The organism is Pseudomonas wuhanensis, assembly GCF_030687395.1.
GTDB classification, from domain to species: Bacteria; Pseudomonadota; Gammaproteobacteria; order Pseudomonadales; family Pseudomonadaceae; genus Aquipseudomonas; species Aquipseudomonas wuhanensis.
Map to the genome: position 1 here is coordinate 4,799,041 of NZ_CP117430.1, position 22,488 is coordinate 4,821,528.

Consider the following 22,488-nt stretch of genomic DNA (forward strand, 5'->3'; position numbering starts at 1 on the left):
TCGCCCTCAACGGGGTGACAGCGGGAAGAATAAAAGGCCATCACTGGGCTAAAAACAGTCCAGGCGCCATCTGCCCCTTTTTATACAATACAGTGAAGATGCGCGTTATGACTCGCAGGTCACGCTATTTTGCCGAATCAACCTCACAAGCGGTTATTCGACCAGCGGCCAGTCCAGCGGCGTTCCGCGCTTGATGGCCTGGCGGGCGCGGCGGCCCAGAAGGGTTTCAGCGTGTTTGGGGGCGAGCCCCAGGCCAGGCCGGATGGCTCGCAGATTGGCGACGGTGAACGGCTCACCGGCGGCCATGTCCTCAGTGACGTACAGCGAACGACGGTAGACCAGAGACTTGCGCTCGGCCTCGGTCACGCCGTAATGCACCTGGCCCATCGCCTGCCAGGCGCGTTCGGTTTCGATCACCAGGCTGGCAAGTTCAGCCGGTTCCAGGGAGAAACTGGCGTCCACCCCACCGGCGGCACGGTCGAGGGTGAAGTGTTTTTCCACCACCGTCGCCCCCAGCGCTACCGCGGCGACGGACACTCCAACGCCCATCGAATGATCGGACAAACCGACTTCACAGCCAAACAGCTCCCGCAGATGAGGGATGGTGCGCACATTGCTGTTGGCGGGCGTCGCCGGGTACGTGCTGGTGCACTTGAGCAACACCAGGTCCTTGCAACCGGCCTCACGGGCGGCGCGCACGGTTTCGTCGAGCTCGGCAATGCTGGCCATGCCGGTGGAGATGATCAGCGGCTTGCCGGTGGCAGCGACCCGCCGGATCAACGGCAGATCGGTGTTCTCGAAACTGGCGATCTTGTAGGCCGGCACGTCCAGGCTTTCGAGGAAGTCCACCGCGGTGTCATCGAATGGAGTGGAGAACGCCAGCATGCCCAGCTCTTTGGCCCGGGCGAAGATCGGCGCGTGCCATTCCCACGGCGTATGGGCCTTCTCGTACAGCGCGTACAGCGAAGAACCGGCCCATAGGCTGTTGGGGTCCTTGATGAAGAACTCGCCTTCGGACAGGTCCAGCGTCATGGTCTCGGCGGTATAGGTTTGCAGCTTCAAGGCGTGCGCGCCGGCCTTGGCTGCGGCTTCGACGATTTGCAGCGCCACGTCCAGCGACTGGTTATGGTTGCCGCTCATCTCGGCAATGATGAACGGCGGCGCATCGGCACCGATCGAGCGGTTGCCGATCTTGAAACGGGTCATGGGTGATCCTTTAAAACGCGTGTGAACGCACAAGCACTCTGAGTGAAACCTGCCTCGCGGAAAACTTTCAGCGACGCCTGGTTGGCGGGCAACACCTGAGCGGTGATGGCTTGCAATGACGGCCAGTAATCGGTGACAAAGGCTTCGCCCCGCGCCAGCAGCGCCCTGCCCCAACCCAAGCCAATTCGGCTTTCGAACAAATAAATCGAGACTTCGGCCCGAGTACCGTCAAGGTCATAGCGCAACACACCGACCGGGCCATCATCCGCCTCGGCAATCAACAGCAGTCGCTGGGGGTTACTCAGGCTCGCAGCCAGCCAGGTCAGATGCCGCTGCCAATCGATGACGTGGCTGTCCAGCGACCAGCGCCGCACTGCCTCGGCATTACGCCCCTCAAACAACAATTGCGCATCATCCTGAGTGGCCTGACGAACCTGCAACACCGCCCCCGCCAGCGCCGCCGCCACCCGCAGCGCGCCACGGCCATCGACCAACTGCCGCGAGCGTTCAGCCAGGCTCTGGCGAAGCCCCTGATTGCCCACAACAAAACCGATGGCCTGGCGCAACTGCTCGACACTGACGTGCTCGCGATTGCCCAGGAACACATGAACACCCGAGGTCGCCATCACCTCACCGTTGGCCTGCTGATTATTCGAGACCGCAATGCAGATCGTCGGCAGCCCCATGGCCGCCCGCTCCCAGCTGGTACCGCCGCCGGCACCGATGAACAGGTCGGCCTCGGTCATCAGCCGGTAAAAATCGCTGACAAAACTGTGCAGGCGCCAGTTCGGGCGATAGTCCACCAGCCCCTGCATCTGCTCCCAGGCCGGGTTGTCGGCACCCGCCACGAAATCGACTTCCAGCTCATGGAGGTCCGCCAGCGCCAACATCGCGTGATGGGTCTGCATGGCCGCATCGAAGCCGCCGAAATTCACCAGCACTCGCCTGGCCCGAGGTTTGATCTCGATTGCCGGGCAGCAGAACTCATCGCGCAGCAAGGCAAACCGCGGGCCGAGCAGGGTCTGGCAATCGGGCGTCAGCCGTGAGGCATAAGCTTCTGGGGTGCCCGATAGATTTTGATTGAGCAGCAGATCGACGCAGTACTGCCGAGTGGCCAGATCGTCCACCGCAGCGATTCGTGGAGCCCAGCGGCGTGCGGCGGTCTGCCAGTGATGATCGAGACCATAGTGGTCGACGATGATCCAGTCGAAAGCCGGATGCCCTTCCAATGCTTGTTCCAGCGCAGCAATGTCCGCCTGCCACGGCAGCATCGACTCGATGGCCTGCTGCGGGTCTTCATCGGGATAGCGCTCCGGCAGCGCGAACGTCTCGAAATCCTCAGCCTGCAGACTGTCCAGCCGATGCCCCGGCAACTGACGACACGCGAAGGCAACGTGCGTGCCCTGCTTGCGTAACACCCTGGCCAGGGTCAGGCAGCGGGCGATATGGCCACTGCCTATGGTCGGCGATGCATCAGCGCGGATCAGTACCCTCATTGCAGCTCACCTCCAGCCTTCAAGGCGGCATAAAGGTATTCGGCACGCGTCCAGTCCTCAAGCGTGTCGATGTCCTGCACCAAATGACGCGGCAGAATCACCGGCAGGCTTGCCGGCGAGAACAGCACATCGCCACGCAACCAGGCTTCGCTACGCCCCCAATAGAACTGGCCTGCATCTTGAAAAGCGTCGGGCAAGTCCTGGGAACGGGTCTCGCGAAATTCCGGGTAGAGCGAGGTCAAGGCACCCTGCTCGTTGAGGGTCAAGGCCCGTTGAACCGGAAAACCAAAACCGGTGACTGAAAACGCGAAAGATTTGTCCGGGTGCTGCACCAGCAATTCATGCCCCTGACGCAGATAACGCGCCTGCAACAATGGCGCGGTCGCGTAGACGCAGCAGGCATAGTCGAACGGTGGCAATTGCTTCAAGGCATGCACGATCACCGCTGCAGTACCGGTGAAATCGTCGGCCAGCGCCACGGGCCGCATGAACGGCACTTGAGCCCCATTGGCCCGTGCAACCTCGGCGATCTCTTCATCGTCGGTACTGACGATCACTTGGTCGAACAGGTTCGATTCCAGCGCCGTGCGAATCGAGCGGACGATCATCGGCACGCCGTCGAACGGCTTGAGGTTCTTGCGCGGGATTCGCTTGCTGCCACCACGGGCCGGAATGATCGCAACACAACTCAAGAGTCACTACTCCTCAAGGATCAGTCGTCGCAATTGCTCGACCACATAATCCTGTTGTTCATCGCTCAGCAGAGGAAACAGCGGCAGGCTGATGGCCTCGGCGTAATAACGTTCGGCCTGGGGAAAATCCCCCTCGGCAAAACCCAGGTCGCGATAGTACGGCTGCAAGTGCAGTGGAATATAGTGCAGGTTCACACCGACACCGGCCGCTCGCAAACCTTCGAACACCTGCCGATGGTTGAGGTTGATCCGCTCCGGCTGCAAGCGCACCACGTACAGATGCCACGCCGACTCGGCCTCGGGCTGCGGGCTGGGCAAGGTCAGCGGCAAGTACGCCAGCAACCGGTCATAACGGGCCGCCAGCTCACGTCGACGCTCGATAAAGCCATCGAGCTTGTTCAGCTGCGACAGACCGAGAGCCGCTTGCAAATCGGTGATGCGGTAATTGAAGCCCAGTTCCACTTGCTGGTAGTACCAGGGGCCGTGACTGGGCTCAGTCATCTGCGCCGGATCACGGGTCATGCCGTGGCTGCGCAGGCGCTGCAAGCGCTCGGCCAGTTCCGGGCGATTGGTCAGCACCATGCCGCCTTCGGCACTGGTGATGATCTTCACCGGGTGAAAACTGAACACCGTCATCGCCGCGAATTCGCCACAGCCCACCGGGCGCCCGGCATAGGACGCCCCGACTGCGTGGGAGGCATCTTCGATCACGGTGAAACCATAGCGCTCGGCCAGTTCGGCGATCATGCGCATATCGCAGCTCTGCCCGGAGAACGCAACCGCCACCAGCACTTTCGGCAGTTTGCCGTCGCGCTCGGCGATCTCAAGCTTCGACGCCAAGGTGTAGGCGTCGAGGTTCCAGGTTAGCGGATCGATGTCGACGAAATCGACCTCGGCGCCGCAGTAACGCCCGCAGTTGGCCGAGGCCAGAAAGGTGTTCGGCGTGGTCCACAAGCGATCGCCGGGCCCGAGGCCGGCGGCGAGGCAGGCAATGTGCAATGCCGCCGTGGCATTGCACACCGCCACCGCGAAATCGGCCTGGCAACGCTCGGCCATGGCTTGTTCGAAACGCTCGATGGTCGGCCCTTGCGTCAGCCAGTCGGACTGCAACACGTCAACCACCGCATCGATGTCTGCCTGATCGAGGCTTTGCCGACCGTAGGGAATCATGCCGACAGCTCCGCGTGCAGGTCGGCGATCTGCCCGACCGACAGGAAGTGCGGGTTGGTGTCGGAGCGGTACTCGAAATCTTCGCTCACCGGCTGGCCCTGCTCGCCCAGTTTGTCGATGGCAAAATCCACGTCGACGCTGGTGAAACGGATCGACGGCTGAATAGTGTAGTGATCATCGAACTCCAGGGTCATGCGCGCGTCGTCCAGCGGCACCATCAGCTCATGGAGTTTTTCCCCCGGACGAATGCCAACGTTTTTGTGCGGCAAATGTTCAGCCATGCCCCGCGCCAGATCGACGATACGAATCGACGGGATCTTCGGCACAAACACTTCACCGCCGTGCATGCGGGCAAAGCTGTCGAGCACAAACTTCACGCCGTGATCGAGGGTGATCCAGAAGCGCGTCATGCGCTCGTCGGTGATCGGCAGCTCTTTGGCGCCCTCGGCAATCAGTTTGCTGAAAAACGGCACCACCGAACCCCGCGAGCCGGCGACGTTGCCATAGCGCACCACGGCAAACCGGGTTTGTTGCTCGCCGGCAATATTGTTGGCAGCCACGAACAGTTTGTCCGACAGCAGCTTGGTCGCGCCGTACAGGTTGATCGGGCTGGCGGCCTTGTCAGTAGACAGTGCGACGACTTTTTTCACGCCGTTGTCGATGGCCGCGGCGATGATGTTTTCCGCGCCGTTGACGTTGGTGCGGATGCATTCAGTGGGGTTGTATTCCGCCGCCGGCACTTGTTTCAGGGCCGCAGCATGCACCACGTAATCGATACCGCGCATGGCCTGACGCAAACGGTCGGCATCGCGCACATCACCGATGAAGTAACGCATGCACGGCGCGTTGAACGTCTGCTGCATCTCGTACTGCTTGAGCTCATCGCGGGAAAACACCACCACGCGCTTGGGCTGGTATTGCTCCAACAACCGGCGGATGAAATTGCGCCCGAACGAGCCGGTGCCACCCGAGATGAAAATCGATTTACCGTTGAACATGCCTTGAGTCCTTTTACCTGTCAGCCAGGCTTATGCGAGCAATTGCGCCCAGTTCACACGGGTCGGTTCGCTGAGAGTAAAGCCCTTGCCGGTCAAGGCCAGGTTTGAGTTGTATGCCGGGTCCTGCCGGAAACGCGCCTGCCACTTGTCGCGCAGGGCATCTATGGCCTGTGGCGTCTGCGTCAGGTTGCCCGGATGGAGAATTTGCACTTGCGGTGTCCAGACCGTCAGGAACCCGGCATCGGATACTTTCAAGCACAGATCGACATCACCAAGGGCATTCTCGAAATGCTCTTGATCCAGACCGCCCACCGCCTCGTAGAGGTCTTTACGAATCATCAGGCACACACCAGAGACTGCCGAGTAGTTCTGCTCGACCACCAGCCGCTGCATATAGCCGGTAGCGTCTTTCTTCTCACCGACAAAGGGCGAACTCACTTCGCCATTCAGGCCCAGGATCAAACCGGCGCCGGTCACGTTACCTTCAGCGTCCACCAGTTTGCCACCCACCACGCCGACTTCCGGACGCTGCGCCTGATTGAGCAACGACTCGATCCAGTTGGCATTGACCACTTGGGCATCAGCCGCCAGCAGGACCAGGAATTCTCCCTGCGCCTGGCGAATGACGGCATTGTGCAGCGCTGACAGACTCAGCCGCTGCTCGGCCCGGACTACGCGAATCCGGCCGCGACCGTTCTGCTCAAGGTTATCGAGCCAGGCAATCAACTCGGGTGACTGGTTATGATTATCGGCGATCAGCAATTCATGATTCTGGTAGCGCGTACGTTGCAACACGCTGACGATGCAGCGCTGCAGATCAGCGACATTGTCCTGGGCGACGATGATGATCGACACTTGCGGACGATCGCTGTGACGGTAATCAACGCGGTACGTGCCTTGCGATTCGGCGCTGACTTGAGCCTGGTAGCCGCGGGTTCCCAGGTGGCGAACCAGGGTCTGGCGCTCATGCTCGTTAGCCACCTGCGCGGGCGCCTGGCAAATCAGCAAGGGTTCCGAGAGATGGGCAAGGCCCGCGAGCCCCCCCTCTTCAATCAAGCGCAACAGCAGATCGAACTCCACGGCCTGACTGAATTCACGGCTGTAACCACCGGCTTCGACCCACACATCGCGACGAATCAACCAGTGCCGCGCCATCAACGAAGGGGCACTTTGCAGCAGATCCAGGTTGAAGTCCGGACGGAAAACCGGTGTCAGGGTCCCGCTGGCCCGACGATGGACTTCATCGGCGCAGACTGCCCGACACTCAGGTGCCGCAAGTAATTCAATACTGGCCTGCATCAAACCACTGGAGGTGAACTCATCGCCCGCCTCGGCCAGTAACAGCCAGTCGCAACGGGTGTTCGGCACCACCTGATTGAGCTTGTCGACACAGTTGTCGGCGCTGACCTTGACGAAATGCAAGGTATTTTCCAAAGTGGTGGCCGAGGTGATTTCGCCAGTGGTGAACACCACGACCTGGAAGGCACGGAAGTGACTGTCCAACAGGCTGTCGAAAGTCACCTGCAACTTGTCGGAATCGTTGTTCAGGTCCAGCAACAGAATGCAGAACCGTGGACTGCCGCCCTTCGCCGTCAGATGACGGGCAATCGACGCGGCTTGCTCGGTATCAGGCCCTCGCGCCTCCAGCCAGTTGAGCAATTGCCCGGTCGGCATTTTGTCCAGCAACACGCGGCTGTCCTGAGTTGATGCCCCATCCAGACGTTCAGCCCAGGCCGAGAGCACGTCAGCCTCTTCGGTATCGCCGCTGCTACGCAGTGTCAGCGCCAGGCGCTTGACGACTTTGCGGTTGAACGCATTGCACGACAGGGCCTTCCACAGACGGGCTTTGATTGTCCGTTCAGTGTCATTGCCATGGGTGCGCAGCAACTGTTCCTGTTCCAACAGCACGGCTTCGAGGCGTTCGAGCTGCAGCTTGCCCGCGGGCATTGCGTGCAAGAGGAATTCGAACTCGGTCAGGCGATCGAAGAAAGGTTGGTTGTAGAACGGCATCTCAACGAACTGGGTCGGGCCAAACTCGCGGATCGGGCCCTTGAAGGGGTCATTCCAGATTGAATGAAAAATGGGTTGAGTGGTCAGCGAGCGGCGCTGCAACAAGCACTGCGACATGGCGGCAAAACTTTCCAGCGCGAATTCGCGAGTCTGCACTTGATCGCGACCGGCAATCGCGGTCGGTACGGTGGACAGAAAGTCGGCAAACTTCTCCCGCTCGGCCACGGATTTGGCATCGGTGAAACTGAGCACAAACACCACCTCGGTGTTGTGTTCTGAGCCTCCATAGTTGGCTTCGCGCACCACGTAAGGGATCGGCAGGATCCGCGCCTTGGCGCAGGCCAGCAGGTAATACACATGACCGATTTCCTGCCACTCGAAACTCAGCTCTTCAGGCATCAGGTCGTACCACTGACGCAGCAGCTCAGTACGCGTGACAGCGAAGAATGGCGGAATGAACTGGCCCATGTAGTCCAGGACCCGGTCTTCAGCTCGTTCGCTGGCGTAGTCTTCCTGAACCTTCTTGTCGCGACGGTAGTAAGTCACCCGGGTCGCTTCGGTCAGGTACATCATGCAGTAGCCATGACACATGCCGTAGTCCGGGTTCGCTTCCAGAAACTCCACCGACTCGGTCAACGCACTGTGCAGCAGGAAATCGTCGTCGGCGGCAAATGCCATATACGGCGTAGTGACTAGGCCAATGCCGTGCTTGAGCTTGGCCTGGAAACCCAGGTAAGAGAACTGCGGCAAGTGCAGGTACTGAACGTGCGGATAAGCTTCGACGATTTGCGTGTCCGGCTGGCTGGAAGAATCCAGCACAATGATCGTGCACGGATAACTGCTGTAGTACTGCAGCGTGCGACGCAAAAACGCCGGCCGGTTGTGGGTCGCCAGCAGCAGCGTAAAACGCTCGCCGAGTGGCGCAACGTGTTCAGAACCAAAATGACCTTGCATACCTTTCCCCACAGCCGGCGAAGCGCCCGATGAACTCAATGACATGACGTTGCTTAACGAACCCGACGCAGATAACCGTCCGGCGCCACGGTGATCAGCAGCTTGTTCTGCAACTGACGGTCGATCTCGAAGTCAGCGTTTTCTTCCAGGTATTTCCACACAGCGGTTTTCGGGTTGTCGCCCGGGCCCCACGGACGGTCCGGGAAGAAATCGGCCGGCATGTCTTCAACCACGGTGTCCATCACCACGCAGTAGCTGCCCACCGAAACCAGTGGCGCATACAGACGCAGCTCTTCCAGCACGTGATCGTGGGTGTGGTTGGAGTCGAGTACCAGAATGACTTTCTTGCCTTCGGCCGCAGCACGCACTTGCTCGGCGATGGCCGCGTCGATGCTCGAACCTTCAATCATTTTGATGCGCTTGCTCATCGGGTGGCTTTCAATGGCTTCGCGGTTGTGCGGGCGAATGTCGAGGTCAATGCCCAGCACTTCGCCGTGGCCTTGCAGCTCCAGCAAGGAGGCGTAATAGATAATCGAACCACCGTGGGCGATGCCGCATTCGATCACCAGGTCGGGTTTGACCTGCCAGATGATTTCCTGCATCGCCATCATGTCTTGCGGCAACTGAATGATCGGACGGCCCATCCACGAGAAGTGGTAGCTGTACTTGTGCCTGGCCGATTCGTTGAAGAACTCCTGGGCCAGACCGGTGAGTTTCTGATCGTCGCCCTGACGCGCGATTTCTGCCTGGCATTCGGCTTCGAAGGCTTTATTGATGGTGTTGTCGGTCATTTTTGGAATCTCAATAGTCACTGGAACGAAGCGCTGTCGACGGCGTGGTAGACGTAGCGTCCACCGGTCATCCGCTTTATTTCTTCGAGGTAATTGGAGTTCATTACAAACAGGTTGGCGCCTTCGGGTAGAGCGTCCATGGCCTCTTGCGGCGAGGACACCCGCGCGCCGCTCAGGGGCAGATATCGGCCCTGTTTGGCCGGGTTGATATCCACCACGCGATCCACCGCCACGCCCGCTCGTTGCAGGAACAGCGAATAAATCACGCCTTTGGACGACGCCCCCCAGATCGCCGAACCTTGCTCGGGTGCGGCCTGAATAATCTGCACCGCGCGCTCAAGGCTGCTGGTGAAACCTTCAGGCAGCTCGAGGCGCGGCACCGGTTGTTCCGGGGTCAGGCGCAACGTCGACAGGTCGGCGACGATGTACAGGTACTGGCCACCGAACAGGTGACCGGCCTCATGCACCGTGCCGAACATCCGGCGCAGGTCATCGAGGCGGAAATAATTGACGTGTTCGTAAAACAGGTCGAACCAGGCGCGGTGCTCGAGAATCCAGTCGAAACACGGGACTTCGATGTAGATCTGTCCGCCCTGGTTGGCTTCGGCGATGACCGCCAGAAAGCTCAGCGGATCCTGAATATGCTCCAGCACATGGCGCAACACGATAGCGTCTGCCGACAGGCCAAGGCCGCGAGTGAACGGCGCCTTGATCACATCGACGCTGTCGCCTTCGTAGGCCGGGTCGATGCCGGTGATGGCGTAGCCCTGGCCTTTGAGCAGTTCAAGAAAGTAGCCTTTGCCGCAGCCGACTTCGATCAGTTCCTGGCCTTTGAAGTGACGGGCAATGATCCCTTCGACATCGCTCAGGTGCTTCTGGAACTGGCCGGAATGCGCCTGCTCGTTCTGATAGTCGGCGTCGTAGCTGAGCTTGTCGGCGTCGAAGGCCTGATTGAAGATCAACCCGCTCGTCTCGTCTTGCACCAACACCATGTCGGCGCAGGCCGAAGCTTTCGCCGATTGCGCATCGGCAAAGGTCCGGTTCTGCAACACCGGCAGGTCGGCGACCCGATACAACTCATGCCTCATGCTCTGCTCCCAGTAGCTGTTGCAAGCGGTCCGCCACGCCCCAGAACGCCATCGGCTCATGGGTCGGGTAGGGGTAATGGCCCAGGTTCAAACGGATCGATGCGCCACGTTCACGCAACTGTTGCTCGACCAGCGCTCTGACCGATATCGGCTGGCCGCTGGAACAATTGATCACGCCATCGAATTCGCGCTGTTGCAGGATCGCGGCGAGGTAACCGGCGGCCGTGTCGATCGCCAGGTAATCGCGCAACTGCTCGCCGGCCGACATGTTGAAGCTGTCATCCCCGGCCTCGATTGCCCGGTCCAGTGCCGCCAGCAAACTGTTGGGGTTCTGCCCTTCGCCGTGCAGGTAAAACAGCCGCGCCCATTGCAGGGTGAAGGGCTGTTGGCGCTGCAGGTTTTCGAGGAACAGACGCAAGGTGTTCTTGGCCAGCCCGTAAGGGTTACTCGGCTGCGGCGCGGTCTGCTCGCTGAGCGGGCCACTTTGCAGGCCATATTCGAAACAGGTGCCCGCCACCAACACCTGCGACACGCCCGCCTCGACCGCGCCCTTGATGAAGCGGTAATCGGCCATCAGGTTGTGTTCGAAGTGAAACAGCGCCTGATAATTCGGCAACCCCGGCCAAGCGAGATGCGCCAAGGCATCGACGCCATCGGTCAGCGCGGCGAAGTCCAGGTCGGCGGCATGAACATCCGCGACCACGAATTCCACGGCGTTGATCCACGGTAATTGCGCGGAGGTCTCGGCGTTGCGCGCCACAGCCCGCACCTCGCAGCCGCGGGCGAGCAAAGCCGCGACCAGATGTCGGCCGACGAATCCAGTGGCACCGGTCACCAACACCTTCACAGTACGGTCAACTCAGGCACGGCGATCACGAAGCGACCGTCCCACTGACGTACCTGCGCCAGTTGCTGACTGACTTCGTGCAGCAAATTCCACGGCAGTACCAGAACGTAATCCGGCTTCTCCAGATCGATCTGTGCCGGCGAAACGATCGGAATGCGGCTGCCCGGCAAGTACTTGCCTTGCTTGTGCGGATTGGCATCGGCCACCCAGGCCAACAGGTCCGGTTTGACCCCGGCGTAATTGAGCAAAGTGTTGCCCTTGGCCGCCGCGCCATAACCGACCACGCGCTTGCCATCAGCCTTGGCCTGTAACAGGAAACGCAGCAGTTCGTGCTTGATACGTTCAGCCGCTGGCGCCAGGGTTGCGTAGTACTCGGGCGTCTTCACCCCGGCGTCCAGTTCGGCCTGCAACTGTTGCTGCACGGTCGGTTGTACGGCGCGGCGTTCACCGTCCTTGCGCTGCACGAACACCCGCAGCGATCCACCGTGAGTCGTCAGCTGGCTGACGTCGAACACCTCCAGGCCATTGCGCTCGCACAAGGTCTGCACGGCGGTCAGGGACAGGTAGGAATAATGCTCGTGATACAGCGTGTCGAACTGCTTCCCCGCCATCAGCGTCAACAGCTGCGGAAACTCGAACGTCGCCACACCGGTCGGCTTGAGCAAGCTTGCGAATCCGCCGAGGAAATCATTGATGTCCGGCACATGGGCGAGCACGTTGTTGGCAGCCATCAGGTCGGCGGCCCAGCCTTCACCGTTCAGCTGCGCGGCGGTGTCGCGGCCGAAGAACAGTTCGCGAATCTCCAGGCCTTTTTCCCGCGCCGCTTGCGCGGTGCTGCGGGTCGGTTCGACGCCCAGGCAAGGGATGCCGCGCTTGGCCACGTACTGCAACAGATAACCGTCGTTGGCGGCGATTTCCACCACCCGGCTGTCGGCGGTCAGGCCGAAGCACTCGACCATCTCGGCGACATAGCGTTCGGCATGGGCCAGCCAGGTGCTGGAGAACGAACTGAAATACGCATACTCGGCATCGAACAGGCTGTCGGCGTTGGTGTAATCCTCGGTCTGCACCAACCAGCACTGCTGACACACCGCAACCTTCAATGGCACCCATTGCTCGGATTGTTCCAGGCGATCGGCGTGCACATAGGCGTTGGATGGCGGCGAGGTGCCGAGATCGATCAGCGGCAAGGCCAGAGGAGTACCGCAACCACGGCAGTTCATAGACGCACTCCAGCGAAGTGTTCATCGAGCAAGGGATGGCTGGAATCCCTGGCCGACAGATTATTGACAGGCAACGGCCAGGCAATCGCCAGCCGTGGATCGTTCACGCTCAAACCACCTTCGTGCGCAGGTGTGTAATCGGCGCTGTGCAGGTAGAGCAATTCGGCGTCGTCGGTCAGGGTCTGGAAACCATGGGCGAACCCGGCCGGGATCAGCAAGCTGCGACCGTCACCGGCGCGCAAATGTTCCGCGTGCCAGCGCAGGAAGGTTTCGGAGTCGGGGCGCAAGTCCATCGCCACATCCCAGACCTCGCCGCGCAGGCAGGTAATCAACTTGGCTTCCGGCGCATTGGAATTTTGATAATGCAGGCCGCGCACACTGCCCCGCTCACGGGTGCAGGAATGATTGATCTGGCGGATATGAAACGGCTGGCCAAACGCACTCAGGCTGCCTTCACAGAACAATCGGGCGAAGTGCCCGCGATCATCTTCGAAGCGTTTGTGCTGCACGCTGAACAGGCCGGCCAGCGGCAAGGCTTTCAACAGAAACTCGCTCACAGCGCGCCTCGATACAGGTTCAACTGACGCAGGGTGATTTCACGCATGTCATCGCCGTTCTGCCACGCCAGGTGCCAATCGAGGGTCTGGGTCAGGCACTGCTGCAACGACCAGCGCGGCTGCCAGGCCAACAGTTGACGGGCGCGACTGCTGTCCAGACGCAGCAGGCCGGCTTCGTGCAAATCACTTGGTTCGATGCGCAATCCGCGTGCTTGCGGCCAGCGGTTGGCGAGCAACTCGACCACTTCACCAACGCTGCGCATGTCCGCTTCGCTCGGGCCGAAGTTCCACGCGCCGGCAAACTGCGGGCCTTGTTCGTAGAGGCGGGCGGCCAGTTGCAGGTAGCCAGCCAATGGTTCCAATGCGTGCTGCCACGGGCGCACGGCCTGCGGGTAGCGCAGGGTCACCGGCTCATCCGCCGACCAGGCCTTGAGCACATCGGGAATCAGGCGTTCCGGCGCAAAGTCGCCGCCGCCCAGCACGTTGCCGGCGCGCGCGGTCGCCAACGCCAGGCCGTGTTCAGCGTACTTGTCAGCCGGGAAAAACGACGCGGCATAAGACTGCGCCAACAATTCACAGCAAGCCTTGCTGCTGCTGTAAGGATCGTGACCGCCGAGGGCTTCGTTCTCGCGGTAGGGCCACAGCCATTCCTGATTGGCGTAGACCTTGTCGGTGGTCACCAGCACGCAGGCGCGCACACAGCCAACCTGACGGATCGCTTCGAGCAGATTGAGGGTGCCCATGACGTTGCTGGAGTAAGTCCCCAGCGGGTCGCGATAGCCTTCGCGCACCAGCGGTTGGGCCGCCAGGTGCAGGACGATTTCCGGCTGCACTTCGGCGATCAGTTCCAGCAAGGCGCCGAGGTCTCGCAGGTCACCGCGCTGATCGTTGATGCCCTCGTGCACCCGAGCCAGTTCGAACAAACTCGGCTCGGTGGACGGATCGAGCGAAAACCCGCTGACCTCGGCACCGAGGCTTTGCAGCCACAACGTCAGCCAGCTGCCCTTGAAACCGGTGTGGCCGGTCAACAGGACGCGCTTGCCGCGCCAGAACTCCGGGCTCAGTCCCATTGCTTCCATGGGGCCTCCCCGCTCAGCCACAACGCCTCAAGGTGGTTCTTGTCACGCAGGGTGTCCATCGGGTGCCAGAAACCTTCGTGCTGGAACGCCTGCAATTGATCATCTGTGGCCAACGCCGCCAGAGGCTCGGCTTCCCAAGAGGTTTGATCGTCCGCGATGTAGGGCAAGACCTTGGGCGACAGGATGAAGAAACCGCCATTGATCCAGCCACCATCGCCGCGGGGTTTTTCGGTGAAACCCAATACCTTGTCGCCATCACGTTCCAGCGCGCCGTAGCGTCCCGGCGGCTGCACCGCCGTCACGGTAGCGAGCTTGCCGTGGGCCAGGTGAAAATCCACCAGAGCGCCGATATTGAGGTCCGAAACGCCATCGCCGTAGGTGAAGCAGAACGCCTGCTCTCCATCCAGGTAACGAGCAGCGCGACGCAAGCGGCCACCGGTCATGGTGTCGTCGCCGGTGTCGACCAGCGTGACGCGCCACGGCTCGCTATAGTTCTGGTGAACGTCCATGCGGTTGTTGCACATATCGAAAGTGACGTCGGAGGTGTGCAGGAAGTAATTGGCGAAGAAGTCTTTGATCGCGTAGCCCTTGTAGCCCAGGCAAATCACGAAATCATGAATCCCGTGAGCGGAGTACTGCTTCATGATGTGCCAGAGAATTGGCTTGCCGCCGATCTCGATCATCGGCTTGGGCTTGAGGTGCGATTCCTCGCTGATGCGCGTGCCCAGGCCACCCGCCAAAATAACTGCCTTCATCGTCTCCCCTCTTGTTCTTCACAGGGCTCAGCCAAGCTGTATCAAGCTTTTGCGGGCCTTCTGGCTAAAACCTTGTGCCGTGTCGAGCGCCTGGAGAATGACCCGCAAGCGCTCGTTTTATGGCGATATGAGGAGGACTTGCAGGAAACGCGCCAGCTCCATGAGACCGATATGGGACGCCTGGGCGAGCGCAAAACAGATATGAGAAAGGGAGGAGCCCGGAGACATCACAGCCCGGCCTTTCAACGTGATTGTATGCTCAGCCGGATATCCATCCCTCGAACCACAGCTGCAAGTTATCCCCCCGCAGCATGTAATCGCGCAGCACCGCTTCGCGTAATTCGTCGCCCATGCGATAGCTGGCCTCGGGGTCGGCCAGGTGCATGCGAATCGCTTGCAGCCATTCCTCAGTGCTGTTGCTGACCACCTTGGTACACGGCAGATAGCCGCGATAGGCTTCTGTGTCGGTGCAAATCACCGGGTAACCGCAGGCGCCATACTCCAGCAATCGCAAGTTGCTCTTGCAGTCGTTGAAGATGTGATACTCCAGCGGCGCCAAGGCCAGATCCAGATTCAGGCTGGCGAGTTTGGCCGGGTAATCCATCAGGCCGACCGAGGGGTGAAACTCGTGCACGTAAGGGCGCAAAGCTTCTGGGCACATGCCAAAGAACACCCAGTCGACGACATCCGCCAATTCGCGAACAACGTCCGCGATGATCTCCAGATCACCGGCATGGCTGGTGCCTCCGCCCCAGCCGACACGCGGCTTGGTGCTGGTGCGACGCAGTGAAACGCGGCTGCTCCACAAATGCGTGGCCAAGGTGTTTGGCACCACGCGAATATCGTGATGCATGCCGTTCAACGCATCAGCCAATGCCTGGGTCGACACCACCACTCGATCACACAAGCCAATACCCCGGCGCATGGCTTTTTCGAAATCCTTGGGCCTATGTTTCAAGTGGCCGTTTTTTTCCGGCACGTCGATGATGTAGTCATCGAGCTCGAAAATCCGAAAAGCCCTTGAGTAGTTTTTGACTCGCTCGATTTCGTTGACCAGCGCATCGCTGTAGCGCCCTTGCATGATTACCGAATCTGGCGACTGACGTTCCAGGTCGATGATTGACGGCATTTCAAAGGCCTGAATACCGGTGACCATGCCCGCCGCCTCAAGCTCGAGAAACGGCTGCACCACCCGGTAGTGCCCCACGGCAGACTGGTTCACCGGCAAGGCCAGAACCCGCGGCAAGGTCCGGCTGCCGAACGGGCTCCAGCCAAGGCGCATGCCAGGCTCCAGACAGAAACTCGAACCACTGAGACTCAAGTTCGGATTATAGGCCGGGTCCCGCGCCATCTCAGGCAACCACTTGCTGTAGATCGACTGCTGCTCGCGGCCGAGTTGCTCCTGACGCAACTGCTCGTTGCCTTGCTGCAGCGACACCGACGGCTCGACCAGCGTGAGGCGGGAATGAGGCGTCCACACCACCAGGTATCCAGCCTTGGAGGCACGCAATCCCAGATCTACATCGTTGAAAGCCAGGCTGAACGAACGCTCGTCAAGGCCGCCCAACTCGTCGAATACCTGCTTGCGCACCAACAGGCAATCATCGCTGACCGCGCTGTAGTTCTGCACGACCTGCAAGCGTTGCATGTAACCACCGGACTGCATCGATTCGCCGATGAAGGGCGCCCCCACCGGCCCGCGCAACCCAAGCACCAGCCCGGCATGCTGGATTGTGCCTTGGGGGCAGACCATTTTTGCACCGACAATCCCGACTTCGGGACGCTGGGCCTGACTCATCAATGTGTCCAGCCAGTCAGCATCAGTGATAACGCTATGGGGCGTGAGCATTAATAAGTAAGCACCACGGGCCTGAGACGCGGCGAAATTGTGGATCGCCGCAAAGTTGCTGGCATGGGGATAACGCAGAACCCGAAGCTTGTCACTGTCCAGTTGCGCCATGCCGTCCAGCCAGGCGCGCGCCTCATTGGTCACACTGGCGTTGTCGACGATCAATACTTCGTAATTCGCATAAGCAGTTTTTTCCAACAGACTCGCCAGGCATCGCTCAAGCGCCGCCAGTTGATCCTTGGTTGAAATGATGATGGACACCTGTGGTCGCAGGGCATGACGGTAATCAATCTGATTGATCAGCGCCTCACTGCCCGGGCGCCACTCGAACGCCACACCGAGTCGCTGCAAATGAGTTTCAAGAAGTCGCGGATTTTCAGCGGCCACCGCTGGCGAAGACAACCATGCGGCATAGTTGAAGGACGACTCCACCAGCACTTCGGCAATGTGCTCAATGGTGTGTGGTCCAGCGCTTTCGACCATGCGCCAGAGCAAGTCCTGGGGTGCCAATTCCTGGAAGTCGGCGCTGAAACCGCCTCGTGCCAGAAAGCCTTTGCGCTCAAACGCCAACGTCCGTCCGGTGTAGGGATAGCTGCGCATCAGGTCGAGGTTGAAGTCGGGCTTGAATACCGGTTCCCGGGATACGCCGTCCACCAGCGCACCTTCGTCCGAATAGCAGCACAGCATATGTTGGCGCTCGACAACGCGCTCGGCCATCAGCAGCAGTGCCGCCTCGCTCAAGCGGTCGCCGGCACGCAACAAGTAGAACCAATCAGCCCCATCCAGTTGCGGCAGTAAACCATTGAGTTGCTGTACCCAATCCGCTTCCAGCGTCAGATTCAACACCCGGTCATTCAAATTTTCCTGAACACCGGCGCTACTTAGCACCACCACTGCCTGAGCGCCGTAGCACTGACTATTGATGCTTTCCAGCGTCAGATCCAGCGCCGCCCTATCGTCGGCACTGTCGATGACAATCGGAACAATCGTCGGGCGACGTGGCCACGCTTGAGTCTGAGCCAGCAGTTGCCCGAGAATCACCGGCTCGCGCCGACACCCCAGCCACTGGGCATACAGCTGCCCGAAGCTGCGGCTGTCGCTGCCGACTCTGGATTCCTGAAGAGCCTGGCGGGCGACGAGTAAATGGCCGAGGGAAAACTCCTCCCATATCCGATTTTTCGAATCAGCACCCGGCAAGGCGGCGCAATAACGGATCCAGCCGGAAAACACCGCCCCTTTATCGCCACGCCCTTTGAGCATCTGTGCCAGCCATTGCGCCTCGACGACCATTTGCTGCTGTACACCTGGCTGACATTTGAAGCTGTCAGGGTGCAACCGCTCGACACTCTGCACCTGGCTGGCCACCGCCAGGTTGCCCCGACGCAACAGGCAAACAAACAGGACCATATCCAGCAAACCGGCAAAGCCTGCCTCCGGCTGCAACAAAGCTGGCAATAACTCCCTGACATCCGAAGTACGCATCAGCACGTTGCTCAAGCCACCGATGAAGTTCAGCGGACGGACCTCAAGGAAATCCAGCAGATCCTGGCCCTTGAATAACGCATTGCCACCGGCCATCGCGGTATTTTCCAGGCGTTGCGGCAGGATGTGATCGTCGGCATCACACAGATAACGCTGGGCGCCTGCCAGGCTGACATCTTCGTGGTTGCTCAGCAGCCCGGCCTGGGTCGCGATGCAGCCGGTAAATAGCCGATCATCATCGCAGAGGAATTTGATGTACTCCCCTTGGCTTTCCTCCAGGCAGCGTAACAAATTGCCTTGAAAGCCCAACGGCTGCGGATTTTTCAGATAGCGCAGGGGAAATCGGGTCTGGGCCGAAAACGATTCGACGATACTCGCGATCTCGTCACTCTGACTGTCGTCACAAATGATGATTTCGAGGGATTCGTAGCTCTGACTCAGGACACTTTGCAACGCCGCACGGAAAAAACGCGGGTTGAAGGCGGGGATGGCGACGCTGACAAGGGGAGCTGAACTCACAGGAAAACTCTCGACCGCAGAGTGCTCCAGCCCTGGGGCCGGGCACGCTGACCCGGTTGGAAGAAAATGCTTGCACTCGACGGCCGAGGAGTCATCTCGGCCGCCGTGTGATTAGCGGTCAAACTCAGATTTTGTTGAACAGACCCAACTGGCTGATCTTGCTGAAGGCCAGCTGAGAGGCCTGCAACATGGTTTGTTGCAGCGTCAGGCGGGTGAGAACTTCGGCCGGATCGGAGTCCTGGATCGACGACGTAGTGGTTTTGTTGGCCATCGACAGGCTTTCGTTGGTAGCGCTCTGGATATCCAGCGCCTGACCGCGAGCACCGATCGACGTCAACGAACTGGTGACCTGATTGCCACCGCTGGCGATGTTGGCGATCGCCGAATCCAGCGATGCACGAAAGCTCTGCTCGGCCGCGGCGGAACCATCGATCGGCGCCTCGAGAGCGGTGCGCAATTTGCTGATGGTGTCGAGGATGTTCTGGGTCTGGTGGGTGTTGGCCTGAACCACGAACTGGTCACCCGCCGCCGGCGTACCGCTGATTGTGAAATCCACACCCGCGGCGGTCGCTGTCGAACCCGCCATGGTTCCGGTAGACACCGGTTTGCTATTAGCGGTCAACGGTGATGCGTACAGCTCATAGTCCGTGGCGCTGGTGAACTTGAGAATCGCCCCACCATTGGGGAATGCTGCACTGTAGTCGGCAGCGTTGCTGACAGTGGCACCGGTCACGATAGCGGTCGACGGGTTGCCGGCACTGCGCGTGGCGTTGAACGTGTCAGGCTTTGCACCGAGGTTGAAGATATGCCCGGCCACTGCAGTGTCCGGGACATCACCCGATTGCAGATTGATGTTCAGGCGCAGATCGACACCGCGAAAAGACACCTGGGTACCACCCGCCGTATTGGGATCGAACACGCCGTTGTTGGTGGCTTCAGCCGTCACGTCGTTGCCGCCGGCATCAGTGACCTTGAATTGAGTACTGCTCAGGAACTCGATCGCGTAAGGCTCGCCACTGCGGAACTTATCGTTGTAAGTCACGCTGCCCGAGACCTGACCATTGGACAGAGCGACCCGTCCGTCATCCACGGCAGGTGCTGTCAGGGTGGTCAGGGTACGACTGGTGTTGATTGCCTGTTCGAAGATACTGAAGCCGGTGTCGTTACTCGCCATGGTCAACGCATCGCCAACCTGAAGATCCAGGGTAGTCTGGTCGCCGTGATAGCTGTAAGTGCCATCGGCATTGCGCGAATACGGCGCGGTGCCGCTGTTGGAGCCGCCAAACAGATACTGGCCGTTTTCGTCACGGCTGTTCATCAGGCTCAGCAGCTGCGATTCGAGTTGCCCCAGTTCTGCGGCGTTGGCCTTGCGCTCAGAGTCGGTGTAGCTGGCATTACCCGCGCCCAAGGCCAGTTCGTTGGCACGCTGCAGCACATTGTTGATGCTGTTGAGGACCGACTCGGACTGCCCCAGGGTGTTCTTGATCGTCGTGACGTTGGTCGCAAACTGACTGAGCATCGAGCTCTGCTGGCCCAATTGCAGCAACCGCGACGCACCAACCGGATCATCGGCGGCCGTGCGCACGCGAAGATTGTCGCTGGCTTCCTGGCTGGTATTGACGACGTTGTTGAAGTTCTTCTGGTAGTTCGCGGCGCTGCGCTCATAGAACTGGGGAGTGGAAATACGCATGTTCTATGACTCCTTAAAGGCTGTTGATCAGAGTGCTGAAGATTTCCTGCGCAGCCTTGATGATCTGTGAAGAGGCCGTGTAGTACTGCTGATATTTGACCAGGTTGCCGGTTTCCTCATCCAGATCGACACCGGACAACGAATCACGCGCGCCCTTGGCCTGGGTCAGGATGGCGGTTGTCGCAGCGGAATCGTTCGTGCCCTGGGCTGCCTTGGCGCCGACGTTTTCCACCAGCTTGCCGTACGCATCCGACAGGCTGATGCCATTGCTCGTACCACCGGTTTCCACAGTCTTGCGAGTCTGCAAATCGATGACAGCGAGGCCATTACGGTTGTCCTTGGAGCTGGCGCCGGTCAGGGACACGCTGAAGCTGTCCAGTTCCTTCGGCGAGCCGTCCATGGACATTTCAAACGTGAAGGTGCGCTGCACCGGCGGGACGCTGCTGTCCATGATCGCGTTGCCACTGGCATCGACCATTTTCACATCCACGCTCAGGGTGTTGCTTTGACCGGGGACGATGCTGCCGGTACCGATTTCGGCACCCGTGGCGTCCTTGACCGAATAGGTCTGGGAGGCACCGCCACCTGGACCGAAAACAATCTTGACCGGTGTCGAGTTTTTAATCCCTTCCTGAATGATTGCGCTGTCGGCAGCGTCGTAGATATTGAGCGATGACTTGAGGTCCGGCTGCTTGAGAATGCTGCCGGTTCCGGTGTTGCCAGAGCCATTGACGGCCGTCAGAGGCGCCGCTACGGCAAGACGCTTCGGATCGGTGAGCACTGTCTGGATATCGCTGGCGCCACCACGGGTCGGTGTAACCTTGAAGCTGTCGCCAGCGCTCATGCCTGCCCCGCCCAGGGACAACTCAAAGCCATCGATCACCGGCGCCGGGGTGGTGCTGATGTTGAATGAGCCCATATCGGTGCCGTCCGAGCGGCGCACGCTGTAGTCCGTGGCGCTGGTGAACGTGACCTGATAATCGTTGATAGTCAGCTTGCCCGTGTCCTTGATGGTCACGTTCAGATTGCCCGACGCCGCGTTGTTGCCGGCGCTGGCAATACTGCGCTGGCTGATCAGCGCCGCACTGTTGATATTGCCGAACAGGGCTGCACCGAACTCACCGTTCTTGTCGATGCCTTGGGCAAGCTGAGTGTTGATCTGATCGGCGACCACCAGGGCTACACGACCCAATTCATTCATTGCCGGGTCGAGCACTTCGCTGCGATAACGCAGCAGGCCACCTATTTCGCCACCCGTGATCACTGAGGTGATATCGATGGTGCTGGAGCCACGGTTCATCTGAATCGTCGAGCGGGTCGGATCAGTCTTGCCGGGGACCACTTCCAGGGTGTTGGCGGTATTGCCCATGACCAGCGGCTGGCCGCTGCCCAGATAAATGTCGTAGCTGGAACCGTTCTCAATGATTTGCGCACCGACCAGCTCGGACAATTGGCGGACCGTCTCGTTGCGCTGATCCAGCAAGTCATTAGGTTTTCCACCGTTGCTGGAAACCTCGAAAATCTTCTGGTTCAGTTGGGCAACGGTGCTTGCCAGTTTGTTGACTTGCGAAGCCATGTCCGCCAGGTTGCCATTGATGTTGGCATTCTGCTGGGTGAGCTGACTGGAGATCGAATTGAAGCGTTTGCTCAGGGCCTGCGCATCGCTGAGCAGCAGTTGCCGTGCCGCATCATCGGTCGGTGCCGAAGAGACGTTCTGCATGGAGCTGAAGAACTTGGTCAGTGCGCTGCTGATGCCGGTACTGCTGTCCGACAGCAACTTGTCTACCGGGGTAACCTGCGCCAGATAAGTGGCCGAATCACTATTGAGCGAAGTCGCGGTCTGCAACTGCGCATCAAGGTAGCTGTTGTACACCCGACGCACATCGGCGAGGGTCGTACCGCTGCCGATGAACACATTGCCGAACTGATTCGAGGCCTTGGTACTCTGCACGGTTTGCTGACGCGAGTAGCCGGCCGTATCGACGTTAGCGATATTGTTGCCGGTAACCATCAACGAGGTTTGGCTAGCGGATAAACCCGACATCCCGATGTTGAGCAAACTCATGGTTCAAACCTTATACC

The 22,488-nt window shown here is 59.9% G+C and carries 16 protein-coding genes; all 16 read right to left on the reverse strand.

Annotated features, from left to right (window positions below; translation table 11 throughout):
* Window positions 1-153: 153 nt before the first annotated feature.
* Window positions 154-1,206 (reverse strand): pseudaminic acid synthase, encoded by a 1,053-nt coding sequence (gene pseI / locus PSH88_RS22165; protein WP_305422667.1) that lies wholly within the window; start codon window positions 1,204-1,206, stop codon window positions 154-156.
* The gene (gene pseG / locus PSH88_RS22170) at window positions 1,203-2,702 is read right to left on the reverse strand and encodes a UDP-2,4-diacetamido-2,4,6-trideoxy-beta-L-altropyranose hydrolase (protein WP_305422668.1); all 1,500 of its coding nucleotides are present in this window, start codon (window positions 2,700-2,702) and stop codon (window positions 1,203-1,205) included. The genes pseI and pseG overlap by 4 nt, the downstream gene beginning before the upstream one ends.
* Window positions 2,699-3,394, reverse strand: coding sequence for a pseudaminic acid cytidylyltransferase (gene pseF, locus PSH88_RS22175; protein ID WP_305422669.1), 696 nt, complete (start codon window positions 3,392-3,394; stop codon window positions 2,699-2,701). Before pseF ends, pseG begins: the two co-directional genes overlap by 4 nt.
* A gap of 6 nt (window positions 3,395-3,400) precedes the next feature.
* On the reverse strand, window positions 3,401-4,564 hold the full coding sequence (gene pseC, locus PSH88_RS22180) for a UDP-4-amino-4,6-dideoxy-N-acetyl-beta-L-altrosamine transaminase (protein ID WP_305422670.1): 1,164 nt from the start codon (window positions 4,562-4,564) through the stop codon (window positions 3,401-3,403).
* Entirely contained in the window at window positions 4,561-5,562 is a 1,002-nt protein-coding gene (pseB, locus tag PSH88_RS22185; RefSeq protein WP_305483379.1) for a UDP-N-acetylglucosamine 4,6-dehydratase (inverting), read from the reverse strand. Before pseB ends, pseC begins: the two co-directional genes overlap by 4 nt.
* Before the next feature lie 30 nt (window positions 5,563-5,592).
* Window positions 5,593-8,526, reverse strand: a complete 2,934-nt coding sequence (locus PSH88_RS22190) for a TIGR00180 family glycosyltransferase (RefSeq protein WP_305422672.1) — start codon at window positions 8,524-8,526, stop codon at window positions 5,593-5,595.
* Between the two features lie 53 nt (window positions 8,527-8,579).
* Window positions 8,580-9,317: a cephalosporin hydroxylase family protein gene (locus PSH88_RS22195; protein WP_305422674.1), complete on the reverse strand. Its 738-nt coding sequence runs from the start codon at window positions 9,315-9,317 to the stop codon at window positions 8,580-8,582.
* Between the two features lie 17 nt (window positions 9,318-9,334).
* On the reverse strand, window positions 9,335-10,405 hold the full coding sequence (locus PSH88_RS22200; RefSeq protein ID WP_305422675.1) for a class I SAM-dependent methyltransferase: 1,071 nt from the start codon (window positions 10,403-10,405) through the stop codon (window positions 9,335-9,337).
* Window positions 10,395-11,252 (reverse strand): NAD-dependent epimerase/dehydratase family protein, encoded by an 858-nt coding sequence (locus tag PSH88_RS22205; RefSeq protein ID WP_305422676.1) that lies wholly within the window; start codon window positions 11,250-11,252, stop codon window positions 10,395-10,397. Before PSH88_RS22205 ends, PSH88_RS22200 begins: the two co-directional genes overlap by 11 nt.
* A complete protein-coding gene (locus tag PSH88_RS22210; RefSeq protein WP_305422678.1) occupies window positions 11,249-12,475 on the reverse strand; it encodes a class I SAM-dependent methyltransferase in 1,227 nt (408 codons plus the stop codon). Before PSH88_RS22210 ends, PSH88_RS22205 begins: the two co-directional genes overlap by 4 nt.
* The gene (locus PSH88_RS22215) at window positions 12,472-13,032 is read right to left on the reverse strand and encodes a dTDP-4-dehydrorhamnose 3,5-epimerase family protein (protein WP_305422680.1); all 561 of its coding nucleotides are present in this window, start codon (window positions 13,030-13,032) and stop codon (window positions 12,472-12,474) included. Before PSH88_RS22215 ends, PSH88_RS22210 begins: the two co-directional genes overlap by 4 nt.
* On the reverse strand, window positions 13,029-14,111 hold the full coding sequence (rfbG, locus tag PSH88_RS22220; protein ID WP_305422681.1) for a CDP-glucose 4,6-dehydratase: 1,083 nt from the start codon (window positions 14,109-14,111) through the stop codon (window positions 13,029-13,031). The genes PSH88_RS22215 and rfbG overlap by 4 nt, the downstream gene beginning before the upstream one ends.
* Window positions 14,093-14,866 carry a glucose-1-phosphate cytidylyltransferase gene (gene rfbF / locus PSH88_RS22225; RefSeq protein WP_305422682.1) on the reverse strand — a complete coding sequence of 258 codons (774 nt, stop codon included), beginning with the start codon at window positions 14,864-14,866 and terminating at the stop codon, window positions 14,093-14,095. The genes rfbG and rfbF overlap by 19 nt, the downstream gene beginning before the upstream one ends.
* Before the next feature lie 259 nt (window positions 14,867-15,125).
* Entirely contained in the window at window positions 15,126-18,716 is a 3,591-nt protein-coding gene (locus PSH88_RS22230) for a glycosyltransferase (RefSeq protein WP_305422683.1), read from the reverse strand.
* Between the two features lie 124 nt (window positions 18,717-18,840).
* Window positions 18,841-20,406: a flagellar hook-associated protein 3 gene (locus tag PSH88_RS22235; RefSeq protein WP_305422684.1), complete on the reverse strand. Its 1,566-nt coding sequence runs from the start codon at window positions 20,404-20,406 to the stop codon at window positions 18,841-18,843.
* A gap of 13 nt (window positions 20,407-20,419) precedes the next feature.
* Window positions 20,420-22,471: a flagellar hook-associated protein FlgK gene (gene flgK / locus PSH88_RS22240; RefSeq protein WP_305422686.1), complete on the reverse strand. Its 2,052-nt coding sequence runs from the start codon at window positions 22,469-22,471 to the stop codon at window positions 20,420-20,422.
* Window positions 22,472-22,488: the final 17 nt, after the last annotated feature.